The organism is Tistrella mobilis, from assembly GCF_041468085.1.
GTDB lineage: Bacteria > Pseudomonadota > Alphaproteobacteria > Tistrellales > Tistrellaceae > Tistrella > Tistrella mobilis_A.
Map to the genome: position 1 here is coordinate 1,455,836 of NZ_CP121017.1, position 17,969 is coordinate 1,473,804.

The 17,969-nt window shown below is 68.6% G+C and carries 19 protein-coding genes; 17 read left to right on the plus strand and 2 right to left on the minus strand.

The window, feature by feature from the left end:
• Positions 1 to 325: 325 nt before the first annotated feature.
• The 9 genes from P7L68_RS12400 to ybgC all read left to right on the plus strand — a co-directional run bounded on the left by P7L68_RS12400 (position 326) and on the right by ybgC (position 6,763).
• Positions 326 to 625 (plus strand): hypothetical protein, encoded by a 300-nt coding sequence (locus P7L68_RS12400; RefSeq protein ID WP_372005779.1) that lies wholly within the window; start codon positions 326 to 328, stop codon positions 623 to 625.
• A 28-nt stretch (positions 626 to 653) separates the two neighbouring features.
• Complete coding sequence (locus tag P7L68_RS12405; RefSeq protein ID WP_014744411.1) at positions 654 to 1,004, plus strand: cell division protein ZapA; 351 nt, start codon at positions 654 to 656, stop codon at positions 1,002 to 1,004.
• Positions 1,005 to 1,384: 380 nt separating this feature from the next.
• Entirely contained in the window at positions 1,385 to 1,948 is a 564-nt protein-coding gene (locus P7L68_RS12410) for a 5-formyltetrahydrofolate cyclo-ligase (RefSeq protein ID WP_372005783.1), read from the plus strand.
• A 113-nt stretch (positions 1,949 to 2,061) separates the two neighbouring features.
• Positions 2,062 to 2,940 (plus strand): YmdB family metallophosphoesterase, encoded by an 879-nt coding sequence (locus P7L68_RS12415; protein WP_372005786.1) that lies wholly within the window; start codon positions 2,062 to 2,064, stop codon positions 2,938 to 2,940.
• 262 nt (positions 2,941 to 3,202) lie between these two features.
• Positions 3,203 to 3,952, plus strand: a complete 750-nt coding sequence (locus tag P7L68_RS12420; RefSeq protein WP_372005789.1) for a YebC/PmpR family DNA-binding transcriptional regulator — start codon at positions 3,203 to 3,205, stop codon at positions 3,950 to 3,952.
• 39 nt (positions 3,953 to 3,991) lie between these two features.
• Entirely contained in the window at positions 3,992 to 4,492 is a 501-nt protein-coding gene (ruvC, locus tag P7L68_RS12425) for a crossover junction endodeoxyribonuclease RuvC (protein WP_014744416.1), read from the plus strand.
• Between the two features lie 30 nt (positions 4,493 to 4,522).
• Positions 4,523 to 5,170 (plus strand): Holliday junction branch migration protein RuvA, encoded by a 648-nt coding sequence (gene ruvA / locus P7L68_RS12430; RefSeq protein WP_372005792.1) that lies wholly within the window; start codon positions 4,523 to 4,525, stop codon positions 5,168 to 5,170.
• Positions 5,167 to 6,228 carry a Holliday junction branch migration DNA helicase RuvB gene (ruvB, locus tag P7L68_RS12435; RefSeq protein WP_372005794.1) on the plus strand — a complete coding sequence of 354 codons (1,062 nt, stop codon included), beginning with the start codon at positions 5,167 to 5,169 and terminating at the stop codon, positions 6,226 to 6,228. Before ruvA ends, ruvB begins: the two co-directional genes overlap by 4 nt.
• 100 nt (positions 6,229 to 6,328) lie before the next feature.
• Positions 6,329 to 6,763: a tol-pal system-associated acyl-CoA thioesterase gene (ybgC, locus tag P7L68_RS12440; protein WP_372005796.1), complete on the plus strand. Its 435-nt coding sequence runs from the start codon at positions 6,329 to 6,331 to the stop codon at positions 6,761 to 6,763.
• A 38-nt stretch (positions 6,764 to 6,801) separates the two neighbouring features.
• On the opposite strand, the gene P7L68_RS12445 is transcribed toward ybgC, so the two are convergent.
• Complete coding sequence (locus tag P7L68_RS12445; RefSeq protein WP_372005799.1) at positions 6,802 to 8,199, minus strand: amidase; 1,398 nt, start codon at positions 8,197 to 8,199, stop codon at positions 6,802 to 6,804.
• A gap of 555 nt (positions 8,200 to 8,754) precedes the next feature.
• On the opposite strand from P7L68_RS12445, the gene tolQ reads away from it, so the two are divergent.
• A complete protein-coding gene (tolQ, locus tag P7L68_RS12450) occupies positions 8,755 to 9,489 on the plus strand; it encodes a protein TolQ (protein ID WP_372005802.1) in 735 nt (244 codons plus the stop codon).
• A gap of 3 nt (positions 9,490 to 9,492) precedes the next feature.
• Positions 9,493 to 9,951, plus strand: a complete 459-nt coding sequence (tolR, locus tag P7L68_RS12455) for a protein TolR (protein WP_372005805.1) — start codon at positions 9,493 to 9,495, stop codon at positions 9,949 to 9,951.
• A gap of 254 nt (positions 9,952 to 10,205) precedes the next feature.
• On the opposite strand, the gene P7L68_RS12460 is transcribed toward tolR, so the two are convergent.
• Complete coding sequence (locus P7L68_RS12460; RefSeq protein ID WP_372005807.1) at positions 10,206 to 10,508, minus strand: hypothetical protein; 303 nt, start codon at positions 10,506 to 10,508, stop codon at positions 10,206 to 10,208.
• A 335-nt stretch (positions 10,509 to 10,843) separates the two neighbouring features.
• Between P7L68_RS12460 and P7L68_RS12465 the strand changes: the two genes are divergently transcribed.
• The 6 genes from P7L68_RS12465 (at position 10,844) to ftsH (ending at position 17,944) form a co-directional block, all read left to right on the plus strand.
• Positions 10,844 to 11,188, plus strand: a complete 345-nt coding sequence (locus P7L68_RS12465; RefSeq protein WP_372005809.1) for a TonB C-terminal domain-containing protein — start codon at positions 10,844 to 10,846, stop codon at positions 11,186 to 11,188.
• Between the two features lie 47 nt (positions 11,189 to 11,235).
• Positions 11,236 to 12,564: a Tol-Pal system beta propeller repeat protein TolB gene (gene tolB, locus P7L68_RS12470; RefSeq protein ID WP_372006834.1), complete on the plus strand. Its 1,329-nt coding sequence runs from the start codon at positions 11,236 to 11,238 to the stop codon at positions 12,562 to 12,564.
• Between the two features lie 153 nt (positions 12,565 to 12,717).
• Positions 12,718 to 13,233 carry a peptidoglycan-associated lipoprotein Pal gene (pal, locus tag P7L68_RS12475; RefSeq protein WP_372005812.1) on the plus strand — a complete coding sequence of 172 codons (516 nt, stop codon included), beginning with the start codon at positions 12,718 to 12,720 and terminating at the stop codon, positions 13,231 to 13,233.
• A 273-nt stretch (positions 13,234 to 13,506) separates the two neighbouring features.
• The gene (gene ybgF, locus P7L68_RS12480) at positions 13,507 to 14,532 is read left to right on the plus strand and encodes a tol-pal system protein YbgF (protein ID WP_372005814.1); all 1,026 of its coding nucleotides are present in this window, start codon (positions 13,507 to 13,509) and stop codon (positions 14,530 to 14,532) included.
• Between the two features lie 8 nt (positions 14,533 to 14,540).
• Positions 14,541 to 16,007, plus strand: a complete 1,467-nt coding sequence (gene tilS, locus P7L68_RS12485; protein ID WP_372005816.1) for a tRNA lysidine(34) synthetase TilS — start codon at positions 14,541 to 14,543, stop codon at positions 16,005 to 16,007.
• The gene (gene ftsH, locus P7L68_RS12490) at positions 16,004 to 17,944 is read left to right on the plus strand and encodes an ATP-dependent zinc metalloprotease FtsH (protein ID WP_372005818.1); all 1,941 of its coding nucleotides are present in this window, start codon (positions 16,004 to 16,006) and stop codon (positions 17,942 to 17,944) included. The genes tilS and ftsH overlap by 4 nt, the downstream gene beginning before the upstream one ends.
• Positions 17,945 to 17,969: the final 25 nt, after the last annotated feature.

Sequence of the window (17,969 nt, forward strand, 5' to 3'; positions counted from 1 at the left end):
CGCCCATGGTCCCTGGCATCACTCATTGACGCAGGGGGCGCCCGCTCCCTATGTTGGCGGGGCGCCGTCGAGGCGGGGACAACCCGCCCGATCCGAGGTGCGCGCCCCCCGGCGGCCGGCACCGGCTTTCGGGGGATGTCGGTTCAGCTCGTCAGTCCCGGCCTGCCGGAGATGGGGATCGGATTCCCATGCAACGGTTGGTCATCGCGTTCCGGCCCTGCGCCGGGCCGTGCTATCCTGACGAGGTTCTCCCGGCTTGGGCCGTGCCGACGAACAAGCGCAACCTCCTGTCTTCATGGTGGCCGGATCTATGGCGAATATGGAAATGGCGTGGCAGAGGCTGTCGAGCGCGCTCACGCGGCTGGATGCTGCGAGTCGCAAGGCGGCCGAGCGGGTGACCCAGGCGCGGGCGTCCGGAGAGGCGGCCGCTTCCGGGGCGGCCGGTGCCCGGATCGACGCGCTCAGGGCCGAGATCGAGACCCTTGCGACGGAACGCGACCGGCTGAAGGCGGCGTTGACCGAGGCTGAAGAGGCCCGTCTGCGCGCAGATGATCGCGGCCGCCGGGCGGGTGAGCAGATCGACCGGGCCATGGGCGTCATCGGGCGTGTGCTTGATGACCGCTGAGCCGAACCGGATCGGAGACGAGAAAGCCATGGCCGAAGTCGAGGTACGCATCCTGGGCCGGGCGTTCACGCTCGCCTGTGGCGAAGGGCAGGAGGAAAGCGTCCGCACCCTTGCCCGCAAGGTCGAGGAACGGGTGCAGCAGGCGGCGAGCGGCCGCAGCGTGGCGGTGGATGCCCGGGTGATGCTGATGGCGGCGATCCTGCTGGCAGAGCAGGCCAACGAGGCCGAACAGGGGCTCTACCGGGCGCGGGTGGAGGTGGAAAAGATCCGCCGCACCGCCGATCGCTCCGCCGCTGACGTCGATGCGACCCTCGCCCGGGCGCTCGATGATTTCGCGGCACGCATCGAGACTATTGCAACCCGGCTCGAGAAACTCTAAATCTCGAAACAGGACGGGCTCTGGCCTTTCGGTGAGGCAACCTAAATCCCAGGGACCGATACCATCTACATGAGGGAGCTGTCCCTCCCCGTGCGTGCGGATAGGGCACCGGCCGGTTCGTCCGGACCGGTACGCCCGGACCAAGCCACGGGGATCACGGCGCCCACCTGCACACGCGGGTCCATGTGGATTTTCACCGCCAACCTTCGTGCCGGTCCCCGTCCGCCAGTTTCCGAACGACCCCGGCCGCGTCCTCGCGGCCGGGGCGTCGCCGTTTACGGCCGGTCTTGTCCCGGCCTGTCTCCGGAGCGCCGTCCCTGACCATTCCGCTGCAGGATCCCGGGCTGCCAGACCCGGCACTCGATGCCCGCAAGGCCGCCATGCGCCGCGACTTCCGGCGTTTGCGCCGCGCGGCGCAGGCGGCAGGCGGTGCCGATGCCGCAACGGCCTTTGCCGCAGAGGCGGGGGCAGTTGTGGCCCGGCTGCCGCGGCCGCCGCGATGGATTGCGGGCTATGTGGCGGCGGGCGGCGAGATCGACGTGTTGCCGCTGCTGATCGCCCTTGGGGCGGCCACCGGCGCCGGGCTCTGCCTGCCGGTGGTGACGGCGCCCGATACGCCGCTGGGCTTCCGGGCCTGGCAGCCCGATGCCCGGCTGGTGGCCGGCGCCTTCGGCATCCTGATGCCCGACGAGACCGCGGCCCCGTGTGCGCCCGACCTGCTGCTGATGCCGCTGGTCGCGGTGGACCCGGCCGGTCGCCGGCTGGGGCAGGGGGGCGGCTTCTACGACCGGACCCTGGCGGCGGCCGAGGCTGCCGGGCAGATGCCGTTCACGATCGGTGTGTGCTTTGCCGTCCAGGTGACGGACGAGGTGCCTGCCGGGCCGCTGGACCGGCCGCTCGATCTGATCCTGACCGATCAAGGCCTGCTGGTCCCGGTGAGGTGAGCCGAAATACCCCTGGGCGCGGCGTGGGGCGCGCCTCATATCCATCCACGGGCGGTATCGCAGCCGGTGCCAGGCGCCCATGTACAGACGATGCAGAGACGAAAGGTCGAACGGTGCGGATACTCTTTCTTGGTGACGTGGTCGGACGTTCCGGCCGGCAGGCGGTGATCGATCATGCGTCGACCATCCGGTCGGCCCTCGGCGTCGACCTGTTGATCGTCAACGGGGAGAATGCCGCCTCGGGCTTCGGCATCACGCCCAAGATCTGCGAAAGCTTCTATGCCGCCGGCGTCGACATCCTGACCACCGGCAATCACATCTGGGATCAGCGCGAGATCCTGGGCTGGATCGATCAGGACCAGCGGCTGGTGCGTCCGATCAACTTTCCGCCCGGCACGCCCGGCCGGGGGGCCACCATGGCGACCCTGCCCGACGGCCGGCGGGTTGTGGTGATCAACGTCATGTGCAGCCTGTTCATGGAATCGCTCGACGATCCGTTCCGGGCGCTGGCGCCGGTGCTGCGCGACTATCCGCTGGGCGGGCTCGTCTCGGGCATCTTCGTCGATCTGCATGGCGAGGCGACCAGCGAGAAGATGGCCTATGGCCATTTCCTCGACGGCCAGGTGACCGCCGTGGTCGGCACCCATACCCATGTGCCGACCGCCGATCACCAGGTTCTGCCGGGCGGTACCGCCTTTCAGTGCGACGCCGGCATGTGCGGCGACTATGACAGCGTCATCGGCATGGACAAGAACGCCTCGCTCGACCGCTTCACCCGGAAGATGCGCGGCCAGAAGCTGCTGCCGGCCAATGGACCGGCCACCATCTGCGGCACGCTGATCGAGACCGACGACGCGACCGGCCTTGCGAAGTCGATCGCGCCGCTGCGCGTGGGCGGGCGGCTCAGCCCCGCCTGGCCCGGTGCCGAGCCGATGCCGGAAAGCCTGTTGCAGCTGCACCTGCCCCAGGGGCAGGCCGAGACGGTCGGTTGAGGTCCTGAACGCTCGTGATTTCGTCTCCGGGGATGCATCCGGCGGCGAGTTCTGCTATCGAAGCGTCCGGAAGCACGGGAGGCCAGGCGCCACCGGTGGCGGAAGTTTTTGCATCAACCATCGCAAGCCGCGGCTTGCGATGGTTGATGCAAGGCGCCATTGAGGCGGCGGCCAGGGGCGCGGGAGCGCCCGCCCGGCGAGGGACAAAAGGCAGCTCAACCTGCTGAGCTGCCGGTCAGACTCCAGAGGGTTGGCGGTAGAGATGGCCGGTCATTCACAGTTTAAGAACATCATGCACCGCAAGGCCGCGCAGGATAAGAAGCGCGCCAAGGTGTTCACGAAGCTGCTCCGCGAACTGGTGATCGCCGCCAAGGAAGGCGGTGCCGATCCCAATTCCAATCCGCGGCTGCGCAGCGCCGTGGCGGCGGCCCGCGTCGCCAATATGCCCAAGGACAATATCGAGCGCGCGATCAAGCGTGGCGCCGGTGGTGCCGACGGCGAGAACTATGAAGAGGTGCGGTACGAGGGCTACGGCCCGGGTGGCGTGGCGCTGATCGTCGAGGCGCTGACCGACAACCGCAACCGCACCGCCTCTGAAGTGCGCTCCGCCTTCAGCAAGCATGGCGGGTCGCTGGGCGAGACCAATTCGGTGGCCTTCAACTTCAACCGCGTCGGCCGTATCACCTATCCGCTTTCGGTGGCGGGTGCCGAGGCGATGCTGGAAGCCGCGATCGAGGCCGGTGCCGACGATCTGGAAAGCGACGACGAGACCCACGTCGTCTACACCCAGCCCGATGCGCTGCAGGAAGTGCGTACGGCGCTGGAGGGCAGCTATGGCGACCCGCAGGAGTTCAAGCTCGGCTGGGTGCCGCTCAGCACCATCGCGATCGACGAGGAACAGGCCCAGACCCTGTTCAAGCTGATCGAGGTGCTGGAAGACAACGACGACGTCCAGGAGGTGATCGCGAATTTCGAGGTCTCCGACGAGGTGATGGCGAAGCTGAACGGATGAGCCCGGTCAGCTGAGCCGGGTCAGGGGCTGTTGCCTGCCATGCGCATCATCGGCATCGATCCGGGGCTTCGGATCACGGGCTGGGGCATCATCGACACCGAGGGCTCCAGGCTGACCCATGTCGGCCATGGCGTGGTGACCTCCGACGACAAGGCCGCTCTCTCCGACCGGCTGCGTACGCTCTATGACGGCCTCTACGAGGTGGTGGAGCGCTATCAGCCGGCGGGGGCGGCGGTCGAACAGACTTTCGTCAACGCCAATGCGATGTCGGCGCTGAAGCTGGGCCATGCCCGGGCGGTGGCACTGCTGGTGCCGGCGCAGTCGGGGCTGGTGGTGGCGGAATACGAGCCGAGCCTGGTGAAGAAGGCGCTGACCGGCAGCGGCCGCGCCGACAAGGCGCAGGTCGCCGCCATGGTCGCCCGGCTGCTGCCCGGCATCGACCGGGATGCGCGTGCGGATGCTTATGACGCACTCGCCGTCGCGATCTGTCACGCGCATCATGGGGGCACGCGGGCCGGCTGGACGGCCCGGGCCCGCTAGGGCGGCCCAACAGGGGAGACCACACCCGGCATGTTCGCGCGGCTCAAGGGCATCGTCGACGAGATCGGTGCCGATCATGCGGTGATCGACGTTCATGGCGTCGGCTATCTGGTGCAGGCCTCGCGCCGCACCCTGGGCGCACTGGGCGGTACCGGCGCCGCCGCCACGCTGCACGTAGAAACCCATGTGCGCGAGAACGACATTCATCTCTACGGTTTCGTCGACCGGGCGGAGCGCGACTGGTTCCGCCTGCTGGTGACGGTGCAGGGCGTGGGCGCCAAGGTGGCGCTGGCGGTGCTTTCGGTGCTCGACCCTACCGCGCTGGCCTCGGCGATTGCGGCTCAGGACGCCCGCGCGCCGGCCCGCGCCACCGGCGTCGGTCCCAAGCTCGCCAAGCGTATCGTGATGGAACTGAAGGACAAGGCGGCGCTGGTCGGCATCGGTGCGGCCGACGTGGCGGTGCTGGCGAAATCGATCAAGACGCCCGAGGCCATCGCCGCGGTCAGCAAACCGCCCGAGGTCGCGGCCTTCGACGACGCGCTGTCGGCGCTGGTCAATCTGGGGTATCGCGAGGCGGAGGCGGAGCCGGCGCTGCGCCGGGTGGCGGAAGCTGCGGGTGAGGCGGCGGGCGACGTTCAGATCCTGCTTCGCGGCGCGCTCAAGGAACTGGCGCGATGAGCAGCGGCGACGAGCGTCTGGTTCAGCCCGCAGCTCTTGCCGAGGACCGGCAGGATCCGGCGCTGCGGCCGGAACGGCTGGCGGATTTCGTGGGCCAGCGCCAGGTGTTGGGCAATCTGGCGGTGTTCATCGCCGCCGCGCGTGCGCGCGGCGATGCACTGGACCATGTGCTGCTGCACGGACCTCCGGGCCTGGGCAAGACCACGCTGGCCCAGATCGTGGCCAAGGAGCTGGGGGTCGGGTTCCGGGCCACCTCGGGGCCGGTGATCGCACGGGCCGGCGATCTGGCAGCGATCCTGACCAATCTCAACGAATACGACGTGCTGTTCATCGATGAAATCCACCGCCTCAACCCGGCGGTGGAAGAAATCCTCTATCCGGCGATGGAGGATTTCCAGCTCGATCTGGTGATCGGCGAGGGGCCGTCGGCGCGCTCGGTGCGGATCGATCTGCCGCGCTTCACCCTGGTGGCGGCCACCACGCGCGCGGGGCTGGTCACCCGGCCGCTGCGCGAGCGCTTCGGCATCCCGCTCCGGCTGAACTATTACGAGATCGATGAACTGGCCTCGATCGTTCGTCGTGGCGGCCGGCTGCTGGGCGCACCCTTGACCGAAGAGGGCGCGCTGGAGATTGCCCGACGGTCGCGCGGCACGCCGCGTGTCGCCGGTCGGCTGCTCCGCCGGGTGCGCGACTTCGCGGCCGTGGCCGAGGCGGCGGCGATCGATGCCGGCGTGGCCGACCGGGCGCTGAACCGGCTGGAGGTCGATGCCCGTGGTCTCGACGCCATGGACCGGCGCTATCTTGGCTGCATCGCCCGCCATTACGGCGGGGGGCCGGTGGGGGTGGAGACCCTGGCGGCGGCGCTGTCGGAAAGCCGGGATGCGATCGAGGATGTGATCGAGCCCTTCCTGATCCAGCAGGGTTTCCTGGCCCGCACGCCCCGCGGCCGGGTGCTGACCCGCGGCGGCTGGCAGCATCTGGGGCTGATGCCGCCGGCCCGCGATGGCGAGGCCGACCTGTTCGCCGGCGCCGAGACCGACCCCGACCCGGATCTTTGAACGCGGCCCCCGCCGGGATATCTTGCGCGACGGTAGTGTCGATCCGCATAATGCGGCGCACAGGTTGCATTTGAAGGCCGCGAACCCTTTGGAGGATCCCATGGACACCACGCCCGCCGCCGTTCAGCCCGATGTCATCCGGGTGCGGGTCTATTGGGAAGATACCGATGCCGCCGGGATCGTCTACTATGCCAACTATTTGAAATTCATGGAGCGGGGCCGCACCGAATGGCTGCGCCGCCGCGGCATCGATCAGCGGCCGCTGCTGGAGAATGACGGCTTCGGCTTTGCGGTGCGCGAGGTGGCGCTGGACTATCAGGCGCCCGCCCGGCTTGAAGACCTGTTGACCGTCTCGACCTGGATCACCGGCCGCGGGGCCGCCTGGGTGGAGTTCGAGCAGGTGGTGGCGCGCGGCGATCAGACGCTGGTGCGCGGCCGGATCAAATGCGTGGCGCTGAACCCGGCGAGCGGCCAGCCACGGCGCCTGCCGAAAGCGCTGATCGCGCTTGCGGATGCGGCGGCCGCCCCGCGTTGAGCGGGACGGCCGGACGGGTGTTCCCGGATCGGCTCCGGTCAGTCGAAATTCGGCCAGGGGCGCTGCTCGTCGCGCATGCCCTCCCAGGCGGCCGCCATGCGCAGTACGCCCAGATCGTCGAAGCGCCGGCCGACGATCTGCAGACCGATCGGCAGGCCCTTGGCGTCGTAGCCGCAATTGACCGAGATCGCCGGCTGTTCCGACATGTTCCAGACGACGGTGTAGCCGATATGCTCGAACGGCCGCTCGGGATCGTCCAGCGGCGAGGCCTGGTCGGCCGGGTAGGTGACGGTGGGGGCGACCGGCGACAGGACGAAATCGTAGCCGCCGCCGTTGAACAGCCGGCCGGCGGCCTTGCGCATCTCGAAGATGCGGTTCAGGCCGCGCACCGCCTGCAGGGCGCTGCGGGTCTGGCCGCTTTCGGCCCAGGCGCGGATATAGGGCAGGATCTTCGCGCGGGTCGCTTCCGGCAGGCGCTCGACATCATCCCAGGCGCGGACCCGCCAGAAATCGTCCAGACCGTCGAGCATCTCGCGGGTCAGCACCGCCGGAACCTCTTCGACGACGGCACCCGCCGCCTCGAAGCGCCGTGCGGCTTCCGTAACCGCCGCCAGCACCTCGGCATTCGGTGCCATACCGGCGCCGATGTCGAGCATCAGCCCGATGCGCAGGCCACGGATCTGAAGCCCGTCCAGGTCCATCCAGTCGATATCGGCCGGCGGCAGGGCGCTGCCGTCGCGCCAGTCGGCCTTCGACAGCACCGACATGGCGAGCGCAGTATCGGCGACGGTGCGGGTCATGGGGCCGACCACCCGGCCCAGATAGGCCGGATCGACCGGCACCCGGCCGTTGGTGCCCTTCATGCCGACGATGCCGCACCAGCTGGCCGGCAGGCGGATCGAGCCGCCGATATCGGTGCCGAGATGGATCGGGCCATAACCGGCCGCGGCCGCGGAACCTGCACCGGCAGAGGAGCCGCCGGGATTGGTGTTGAGGTCCCAGGGGTTGCGGGCCAGCTTGTGGAAGCTGGACAGGCCGGACGAGAGCATGCCGTAATCGGGCATGGTGGTCTTGGCCAGGATCACGCTGCCGGCCTCGCGCAGCCGGGCGGCGGCGGGCGCATCGGCGGCGGCCGGGGTCATGTCCGATGCGGCGGTGCCGACAGGCACCGGGCAGCCCTTGGTCGCAATGTTTTCCTTGATCGTGACCGGCACGCCGTCGAGCGGGCCCAGCGCCTCGCCCTTCTGCCAGCGGCTGGTGGCCTCGGCGGCGGCGGCGCGCGCGGCCTCGGGGTCGAAGGCCCAGGTCGCGTTGAGCTTCGGCTCCCACGCCTCGATCCGCGCGATGACGGCTTCGGTCACCTCGGTGGGCGAGGTGTCCCCGGCGGCGTAAAGCCGCCCCAGCTCAACGGCGGACAGATCGGCGAGCGACGTCATGGGTACAGGTGCCTTTCGTATGTGCAGGCCGAAGGCGGGGAGGGGCAGGGATCGGGCTGCATCGGCCCGGTTTCATCCTGCGGGGGCAGGTATCGGCGGCGGAGACGCGCGGTGCCGGCTGCCCGGTCCGTATGCCTTCGGATCGGACCGGGCCGATTATGGCGTCCGACGCAGGGCAGGGTCCAGGCAAATGCATTGGCATGTTGTGAATTTCCTCTCGTAAATCTTTGTATAATATTGAGAATATTGCGGTGCGGCACGCGCTCCCACCGGGGATCTGTTGCGCCGCGATGACATTCGCCACAACGACCGCATCGCCGTCTCACATGGCCCCTTCACAAGTCACGCGGGTTGGCATATCTCGTGGCCGGCTCACGGCCGGGGACGAGGTGTCCGCACCTCGTCCGACTGTCGGAGCTTCGGCCGGTCCCCCGTGTCAAATTCGTGAAACGGCAGCGGTTTCGGCCGAACTCTGGTAATCAAACGGGTCGATGAATGAGGGCGGGGCAGCTTCCCGGGCAGTGCCGGGGCCCGTCCGATCCACGGAGGACGTGAATGGAGCAGGAGGTCGTGAGCCAGGCGGCGCTCGCCGGATCGGTGGCAGCGCACGACATGAGCATTCTCAGCCTGGTTATGAACGCCGACATCATCGTGAAGGCGGTGATGCTTATGCTCGTCCTGGCCTCCGTCTGGTCCTGGGCGATCATCTTCGACAAGTTCCGGTTGATGGGCCGGCTGAAGCGCCGCGCCGACGACTTCGAGAACCGGTTCTGGTCGGGCGGGTCCCTTGAAGAACTTTACGACGCCATTTCCGAGCGGGCCGACCATCCGATGGCCCAGGTCTTTGCGGCGGCGATGGGCGAATGGCGCCGGGCCAAGGCCAAGGGCACCGCGCTCACCGACGCCACGTCGCGTGCCAATCTGCGTCAGCGGATCCAGCAGGTGATGGAGATCGCGCTCAACCGCGAGATGTCGCTTCTGGAGCGCAATCTGGGCTTCCTGGCAACCGTCGGCTCCACGGCACCCTTCGTCGGACTGTTCGGCACCGTGTGGGGCATCATGAACAGCTTCACCTCGATCGCGATGACCAAGAACACCACGCTGGCCGTTGTGGCGCCGGGTATCGCCGAGGCCCTGTTCGCGACCGCGATCGGTCTCGTCGCCGCGATCCCGGCGGTTATCTTCTACAACAAGCTGTCGAGCGATGTCGGCCGCTACGGCGCCCGGCTTGAGAATTTCACGGGCGAGTTCGGCGCACTGATCGCCCGCCAGATCGAAGACAGGCGCTGACCCATGGCCGGTGGCATCCGACCTTCCAACGGGCATGGCCGCCGCCGGCGCTGGGGCGGTGGTCAGCCGATGAGCGAGATCAACGTGACGCCGCTGGTCGACGTCATGCTGGTGCTGCTGATCATCTTCATGGTAACCGCGCCGCTGCTGACCGCGGGGGTCGAGGTCGACCTGCCGGAAAGCTCGGCGGCACCGCTCGCCGGCCAGGACGAACCGCTTTCGGTGTCGGTCGATGCCCAGGGGCGGGTCTTCGTTCAGGACAAGGAAGTGACGCTGGAACAGCTGCCGGCAACGCTGATGGCGGTGGCAAAGAATAAGACCGACACCCGGATCTTCGTGCGCGGCGATCGCAGCGTGGATTACGGTCGGGTGATGCAGGCGATGGGGGCCGTGACCGGCGCCGGCTTCACCAAGGTCTCGCTGGTTACCACCCTACAGCAGGGCACGCCCGCCCGACGTTGACGGCCCGCGGGTGCGGGAACCTTTTCGGCCCCGTGCCGGTTGACACCGGCCGGGATCGTGGCTTCGGGGGAGGGTGCTTCCCCAAGCCGGCATTCCATGGAGCTTCGGACCTGAGGTGAAGCGCGGTCTGACATATTCGCTGGCAGCACATGGCGCCGTTGCGGCGCTGTTGTGGTTCGGCCTGCCGTCGCTCAGCCGACCCTTGCCGCCGGAGGAACAGACGATCGTGATCGACGTCGTTCCGGTGAGCGAGGTCACGCGGGCATCGCAGCTGCGTCCGAAGCCCGATCCGAAGCCCGAGCCCGAGAAGCAGGTGGCGCAGGCCAGCCCGCCTCCGCCACCACCGCCTCCGCCACCACCGCCTCCACCTCCACCGCCTCCTCCGCCGCCACCTCCTCCGGCGGCTCCACCGCCACCACCTCCTCCTCCACCGCCACCACCTCCTCCTCCACCTCCACCGCCTCCACCTCCACCGCCGCCACCACCTCCACCGCCGCCTCCGGCCCCAAAGCCGCAGCCGGCACCTCCGCCGCCACCGCCGCCACCGCCGCCGCCACCGCCTCCGCCGCCCAAAAAGCCGGAACCGGAGAAGAAGCCGGAGCCGCCGAAAAAGCCTGAGCCGGAGAAGAAGCCGGAGCCGGAGAAGAAGCCCGAACCGCCGAAGAAGCCTGAACCGGAGAAGAAGCCCGAGCCCGAGAAGAAGCCCGAACCACCCAAGCCAGCGCCGAAAAAGCCGGAACCGGAGAAGAAACCGGAACCGGAAAAGAAGCCGGAGCCGGATGATCCTCTGGCCTCGCTGCGTAAGAGCCTGGATCAGCTCAAATCGCAGACGAAGGAGGACGCCCCCCGCGAACAGCAGGTCGCGCGGTCCAATCAGCCGCAGGCGCCCGTGATGCAGCGCAATGCCCAGCAGACCGATCAGGTATCGGTCAGCGACATCGCCTTCATCCGGAGCCAGATCGAGCGACGCTGGTCGGTGCCGGTCGGCGCGCCGGAGGCGGAGAATCTCGTGGTCGAGGTTCGCATCCGCCTGGCGCCCGATGGTACGGTGCTGTCTGCCGACGTGGTCGACCGCGCGCGGATGTCGCGGCCGGGCGAAGAGGCATATCGCGTGGCCGCGGAAAGCGCGGTCCGTGCCGTGCGTGCCGCAAGTCCGCTGGAGTTGCCGGCAGGCAAATACGAGCAGCTCAAGGACATTGTCCTGGCGTTCAACCCGAAGAACATGGTGGGCCGATGACAGACACGATCCGTTCCGCAACCGCCGGTCAGGCGCCGCGTCAGAAGATGCGGCCGGTCCTGCGGGCCTTCGCGGTTGCGGCAGTCGGGCTGGTCGTGGGGCTGGGCGGGGCGGGATTGCCCCAGCCGGCCTCGGCGCAGGTACGCATCGACATCACCCGTGGCGTGGTGGAGCCGATGCCGATCGCGATCAGTCCGTTCCTTGCGGTCGATCCCTCGGCAGCACCCTTCGACGCCGACATTCCGGGCGTGGTGGCGAACGATCTCGCAAGCTCCGGCCTGTTCCGGCCGATCGACCGCGGCGCCTTCCTGCAGGGCCCGGCCGAGATGAACCCGATGCCGGATTTCGCCGACTGGCGGCAGATCAACGCCCAGGCGCTGGTCACCGGCCAGGTGCGGCGCGAAGGCGACCAGATCGCCGTCGAATTCCGGCTGTGGGACGTGTTCGGCCAGACCCAGATGGCGGGCGTGGTCTATCGCGTCGACCCCAAGCTCTGGCGCCGTGTCGCCCATATGATCGCCGATCAGATCTACGAGCGGATCACCGGCGAGGGCGGCTATTTCGATACCCAGATCGTCTATGTCGCGGAAAGCGGCCCGGCCAACAAGCGGGTCAAGCGGCTGGCGATCATGGATCAGGATGGCGCCAACCACCGTTTTCTCTCTGACGGTGCGGATCAGGTCCTGACGCCGCGTTTCTCGCCGAACTCGCGTGAGATCACCTATATGGCCTTCCGGGGTCGTCAGGCGCGGGTGTTCATCTACGACCTGGATACCGGCCGTCAGCGGGTGCTGGGCGATTTCCCGGGCATGACCTTTGCCCCGCGCTTCACCCCCGACGGGCGCAGCGTGGTGATGTCGATGGCGCGCGATGGCGTGACCTCGATCTATCGTCTCGACACCAATGGCGGGTCGGTGCAGCGGCTGACCTCGTCGCAGGCGATCGACACCTCGCCCTCGATGTCGCCCGACGGGCGCCGGATGACGTTCAATTCCGACCGCTCCGGCGGTCAGCAGATCTACGTGTCCGGTGCCGACGGCTCGGGTGCCCAGCGCATCAGCTTCGGCAACGGCACCTATGCAACGCCGGTCTGGTCGCCCCGCGGCGATCTGATCGCGTTCACCAAGATGAACCGCGGACGGTTCTACATCGGGGTGATGCGCCCCGATGGCAGCGACGAGAGGTTGCTGACGGACGGCTATCTGGTTGAGGGCCCGACCTGGGCGCCCAATGGCCGTGTCCTCGCCTTCTTCCGTCAAGACCGTCCTGGCGGACCGACCAGACTGTATTCGATTGATATCACGGGATATAACGAGCGGTTGATCGTCACTCCCGGCGAGGCATCGGATCCGGCGTGGTCGGCCTTGATTCGATGAGGTCAATAGTTATACTTTGACCTGTCGTGTGCCTGGCGACCGGGTAGGTCATGACCCTCGCGTGACCTACGCTGGCGATTGGAGCGAACGCCGGCCAGGACTACCTCTCCGCTTTCCGGTGCTCCGACATGTCTCGGATACCTTAGGTAGAAAATGCGCACCAAGATCCTCACTGCTGTCGCCGCCCTGGCCTTCATGGCCGCCTGCTCGTCCGCGCCGGAAGATACCGGTTCGACCGGCGCCTCGGGCGGGGCCTCGTCGTCGTCGTCCTATGGCTCGGGCCAGGGCACCGTTTCCACCGGCGCGCAGCCCGGCAGCTGGGAATACGTCCAGCAGACCGCCGGCGACCGCGTGTTCTTCGAGCTGGACAGCTCGTCGCTGACCGCCGAGGGTCGCCAGACCCTGTCGGTTCAGGCCGATTTCCTCCGCGCCAACCCCGCGCAGCGGGTTGTGATCGAGGGGCATGCCGACGAGCGCGGCACCCGCGAGTACAACCTGGCCCTCGGTGACCGTCGCGCCACCGCTGCCAAGAACTATCTCGTCGCGCTCGGCATCTCGCCGGACCGCCTTGAGACCATCTCCTACGGCAAGGAGCGCCCGGCCGTCCTCGGTTCCGACGAGGCCGCCTGGGCGCAGAACCGTCGCGCCGTGACCGTGCTGGTCAACTGACGACGGTATCCTGCCCGGCCGGATCCTGCCCGGCCGTATCCTGAGGGTCTGCTCTGACCTCGATCGGCGGCCGGTGTTTCCCGCATCCAACGGGGAGCACCGGCCGTCGGCCGTTCTGCGGGTGGGCCACGCTGCGAACCGGTCTCTCTCTGAGGTGTCGGTCTTTCTGCCGCCCCATGGCCTGGGCTATAAGGGACGAGGCGTGGCGCCTGCGTCCTGCATCGTTCGTGTTCCGCCCTTCGTCTTCCTCTCCCCATCGAGGCATCGACCACCATGTCTGTTTCCGTGACCCGGCCCCGCCCGTCCGGCCTCAAGCGCCGCCTGGTCGGCGGTACCGCCCTGGTGATGACCACCCTGGCCCTTCTGGTGGTCGAACAGCCCGATGCCAGCGCCCAGCAGCAGGTGCAGGGTGGTCTTGCCCCCGCCGCCCTCGGCGCCTTCGACGGCCGGCTGAGCGGGGTGGAAGAGACCCAGCGTCGCCATACCGGGCGGATCGAAGAGCTGGAATTCCGCATGCGCCGGTTGGAAGAACGGGTCGACGGGCTTGAGCGCAATCTCAACGACCGTCTGGGCCGCATCGAGCAGATGCTCCAGAACGGTGCGGCCGCCGGCGCTGCCGCGGGCGGAAGCGATGCAACCGGCATGACCCCGGGGGCAGCCGCCGCACCGGCCGATGCCGCCCAGGGCCAGCCCGCGGGGCAGGGCCAGCCGGCAGGGCAGGGCCAGCCGGCAGGGCAGGGCCAGGCTGCCGAGGCGCCGCGCAGCGGAGCCGTTCAGCCGCTCGGCACCATCACCACCCGCCGCGATGCCGCCGGCAACAGCATCACCACCACCGAGGCCGCGCCCTCGCAGCCGACCCCGCCGCCGGTCGCGGGTGGCGAGGCGGCGAAGAGCCGGGTTGCGTCACTGCAGACCGAACAGGACCTCTATCGCTACGGTCTCGACCTGCTGCTCAAGGATCGCGACTATGCCGGCGCCGAGGTGGCGTTCAACGAGCTGATCCAGCGCTTCAAGCAGGGTGAGCTAGTCGGCAATGCCTATTACTGGCTGGGCGAGACCTATTATGCCCAGGGCCAGTACGATCGGGCCGCGCTGACCTTCGGCGAGGGTGTCACCAACCACGACAAGAGCAGCAAGGCGCCCGACATGGTGCTGAAGCTGGGCATGAGCTTTGCCGCGCTGAACCGCAAGAGCGATGCCTGCGGCGCCTATTCGATCCTCAATCGGAAATTCCCCAACGCGCCGGCCAATATCAAGGTGTTGACCGAGCGTGAGCAGAAGAGGCTCAGCTGCGGCTGAGCCGGTCCGTGACGAATGACCGGATCGGGGCCTGCTTCGCCCGGGCAATGGCGGCAGCCGGCTGCGTGGAAGCGGCGCCGCATGTAGCCGTGGCGCTTTCCGGCGGGCCGGACAGTCTGGGCCTGACCCTGCTTGCCCGCGACTGGGCGGCGGACCGCGGCGGGCGGGTCACGGCCTTCGTGGTCGATCACGGCCTTCGCCCCGGCAGCGCCGGAGATGCCCGGCGGGCGGCCGCACTGGCCGGGACCGTGGGCGTGCCGGCCCGGATCCTGACCCTCGCCCCCGGCGCCATCGGCGCGGCGGGGGTTGAGGCCGGGGCACGTGCGGCCCGCTATGTCGCCCTGACCGATGCCTGCCGGGCAGCGGGTATCCTGCATCTGCTGACCGGCCACAGCCTGGATGATCAGGCCGAAACCGTGCTGATCCGCCTTGGCCGCGGCAGTGGCGTCGACGGGCTCGCGGCCATGCCGGCGGTCAGGCCCGAGGGAGGCATCCGTCTGGTCCGGCCTGTGCTCGCCATCCGCCGCGCCGAACTCCTGGCGGTGGTGGCGGCGGCGGGGCTGACCCCCCTGCATGATCCGATGAACGATGACGACCGGGTGCAGCGGGTGCGGCTGCGCGCTGCGGCCACCGCCGCCGCCTTCGACGGCGCCGGGCTCGATCCCGTCCGGGTGGTGCAGTCGGCCGCCCGCGCGGCGGCGGCCCGTGCCGCACTTGATGCGCAGATGGTCCGGGTCGCTTTTCGCGGCGGATTGCGTCTGCATGGCTGGGGCGGGGCCGAACTGCCGCTCACGCTTTTCGCCGACCCTGATCTTTCGGCGCCGGGGCTGGATGCCGACCTGCCCGAGCGGCTTGTCGGGCGGCTGGCGATGGTGGTGGGCGGACAGGACCTGCCACCGCGTGGCGCCGCCGCTGCCCGGCTCGCTGCGGATCTGGTCGCGATGGCGCGCGGCGTGCCCGGGGGCGACCATCTGCCGCAGGGGGGGCGCACCTTGGGCGGCTGCCGGTTTCTGTGGGGGGGGCGCCGGCTTCTGGTGCTGCGGGAGCCGCGGGCGATCGCGCCGCCCCGGGCGGTGATGCCGGGGGACCGGCTGCATTGGGACGGGCGTTTCGCCGTCTCCATCCCCGATACGCCGGCATGCCGTGCCGCGGCTGCCGAAGGCCGCCTGCGGCTTCAGGCGGTGGGGGAGGATCTGGCGCGGCGTCTGGGGAAGGTGGCGCCGGCGGCGGCCGCGTCGCTGCGGGCATGTGTCGCTCCGCGCGCGATCGCATCATTGCCGCTCCTCACGCGACTTGACGTACCCCTCGCGTTCCCCCACTTAACAGAGAGCATCCGCAGGGAGGCTGCGGAGGATCAAACCCTTGCCCACACCACTTTCCGGGCATGGTTCGCGCCATCCCGTCCGCTCGACGGTGACGGCGTCTTCTGGGCGATGGCGGGCGAACATTCGGCAGGAAAGAGACCTCGGTCGTGAACAACGTTAAGAACCTCGCGCTCTGGGTGATCATCGCCCTGCTGCTGGTGGCTCTGTTCAATCTGTTCCAGAGTCCCCAAAGTCAGGGCCCGTCGCGCCAGGTCGCGTATTCGGACTTCCTCAATGCCGTCCAGGAGGGGCGCGTCACCGACGTGACCATCCAGGGCGACACGATCCGCGGTCATTTCAATGACGGCAGCGGCGTCGAGTTCCGCACCATCGCGCCGCCGAACGACAACGGCATGGTTGAGCGCCTGCGCGAGGGCAATGTCCGCATCAATGTCGCGCCGGTCGAGGACAACGTGCCCTCGCTGTTCGGCATCCTGATTTCCTGGTTCCCGATGCTTCTGCTCATCGGCGTGTGGATCTTCTTCATGCGTCAGATGCAGGGGGGCGGCGGAAAGGCGATGGGCTTCGGCAAGTCGAAGGCCCGGCTGCTGACCGAGAAGGCCGGTCGGGTGACCTTTGAAGACGTCGCCGGCATCGACGAGGCCAAGGACGAACTGCACGAGATCGTGGAGTTCCTGAAGGCGCCGCAGAAGTTCCAGCGCCTGGGCGGCCGCATTCCCAAGGGCGTGCTGCTGGTGGGCCCTCCGGGTACCGGTAAGACGCTGCTGGCGCGTGCCATCGCCGGCGAGGCGAATGTGCCCTTCTTCTCGATTTCGGGTTCGGACTTCGTCGAGATGTTCGTGGGCGTCGGTGCGAGCCGCGTGCGCGACATGTTCGAGCAGGGCAAGAAGAACGCGCCCTGCCTGATCTTCATCGACGAAATCGACGCCGTCGGCCGCCATCGCGGTGCCGGCCTCGGCGGCGGCAATGACGAGCGCGAGCAGACCCTGAACCAGCTGCTGGTCGAGATGGACGGTTTCGAGGCGAATGAGGGGGTGATCATCATCGCCGCCACCAACCGCCCCGACGTGCTCGACCCCGCGCTGCTGCGCCCGGGCCGCTTCGACCGCCAGGTCGTGGTGCCGAACCCCGACGTGTCGGGCCGCGAGAAGATCCTGTCGGTGCATATGCGCAAGGTGCCGGTCGGCTCCGACGTGAACGCCCGCGTCATCGCCCGCGCCACCCCCGGCTTCTCGGGCGCCGATCTCGCCAATCTGGTGAACGAGGCCGCCCTGCTCGCCGCCCGCCGCAACAAGCGCGTGGTCGGCATGGCGGAGTTCGAGGACGCCAAAGACAAGGTGATGATGGGTGCGGAGCGCCGCTCGATCGCGATGAGCGAGGACGAGAAGCGCCTGACGGCCTATCACGAGGGCGGCCATGCCATCGTCGCCATGCACTGCCCGGCATCCGATCCGATCCACAAGGCGACCATCATTCCCCGTGGCCGCGCGCTCGGCATGGTGATGCGTCTGCCCGAACGCGACCGTCTCTCGGTCTCGCGGGAGAAGCTGGAGGCCGATCTCGCCGTGGCCATGGGCGGGCGTCTGGCGGAAGAGATCATCTTCGGCCACGACAAGGTGACCAGCGGCGCGTCGTCGGATATCCAGATGGCGACCAAGCTGGCCAAGAACATGGTCACCCAGTGGGGCATGAGCGACAAGCTGGGCCCGCTGAACTATGGCGAGGGCGACAACGAGCCGTTCCTCGGCTATGCGGTCACCCAGTCGCGCGGCATCTCGGAAGCCACCGCCAACGTCATCGACCAGGAAGTCCGGCGGATCGTGGAAACCGCCTATGACCGCGCCCGGACCATCCTGACCGAAAACCACGACCAGCTGGAGCGGGTCGCCCAGGCGCTGCTTGAATACGAGACCCTGTCGGGTGACGAGCTGAAGGCGATCGCGGCCGGTGAGCGGATCAAGCCGCGCCGGTCGGACGACAGCGATGGCGGCTCTGCCACGGTGTCGGAGCCGCGCCCGCCGCGGGCCTCCGTCCCCACCGCCGGCGGTGATGACGGCCTTCGCCCCAGCCCGCAGCCGGGCGCCTGATCAACCGACCCGACCAGGACACGAC

What these genes read in the sequence shown, in the direction of transcription:
- P7L68_RS12405 (WP_014744411.1), top strand. Translation starts at nt 654, where the DNA reads ATGGCCGAAGTCGAGGTACGCATCCTGGGCCGGGCGTTCACGCTCGCC.
- ruvA (WP_372005792.1), top strand. Translation starts at nt 4,523, where the DNA reads ATGTTCGCGCGGCTCAAGGGCATCGTCGACGAGATCGGTGCCGATCAT.
- tolB (WP_372006834.1), top strand. Translation starts at nt 11,236, where the DNA reads ATGCGGCCGGTCCTGCGGGCCTTCGCGGTTGCGGCAGTCGGGCTGGTC.
- P7L68_RS12445 (WP_372005799.1), bottom strand. Translation starts at nt 8,199, where the DNA reads ATGACGTCGCTCGCCGATCTGTCCGCCGTTGAGCTGGGGCGGCTTTAC.
- ybgF (WP_372005814.1), top strand. Translation starts at nt 13,507, where the DNA reads ATGTCTGTTTCCGTGACCCGGCCCCGCCCGTCCGGCCTCAAGCGCCGC.
- tolQ (WP_372005802.1), top strand. Translation starts at nt 8,755, where the DNA reads ATGGAGCAGGAGGTCGTGAGCCAGGCGGCGCTCGCCGGATCGGTGGCA.
- tolR (WP_372005805.1), top strand. Translation starts at nt 9,493, where the DNA reads ATGGCCGGTGGCATCCGACCTTCCAACGGGCATGGCCGCCGCCGGCGC.
- P7L68_RS12400 (WP_372005779.1), top strand. Translation starts at nt 326, where the DNA reads ATGGCGTGGCAGAGGCTGTCGAGCGCGCTCACGCGGCTGGATGCTGCG.
- P7L68_RS12410 (WP_372005783.1), top strand. Translation starts at nt 1,385, where the DNA reads ATGCGCCGCGACTTCCGGCGTTTGCGCCGCGCGGCGCAGGCGGCAGGC.
- P7L68_RS12420 (WP_372005789.1), top strand. Translation starts at nt 3,203, where the DNA reads ATGGCCGGTCATTCACAGTTTAAGAACATCATGCACCGCAAGGCCGCG.
- ruvC (WP_014744416.1), top strand. Translation starts at nt 3,992, where the DNA reads ATGCGCATCATCGGCATCGATCCGGGGCTTCGGATCACGGGCTGGGGC.
- ruvB (WP_372005794.1), top strand. Translation starts at nt 5,167, where the DNA reads ATGAGCAGCGGCGACGAGCGTCTGGTTCAGCCCGCAGCTCTTGCCGAG.
- ybgC (WP_372005796.1), top strand. Translation starts at nt 6,329, where the DNA reads ATGGACACCACGCCCGCCGCCGTTCAGCCCGATGTCATCCGGGTGCGG.
- pal (WP_372005812.1), top strand. Translation starts at nt 12,718, where the DNA reads ATGCGCACCAAGATCCTCACTGCTGTCGCCGCCCTGGCCTTCATGGCC.
- P7L68_RS12465 (WP_372005809.1), top strand. Translation starts at nt 10,844, where the DNA reads ATGCAGCGCAATGCCCAGCAGACCGATCAGGTATCGGTCAGCGACATC.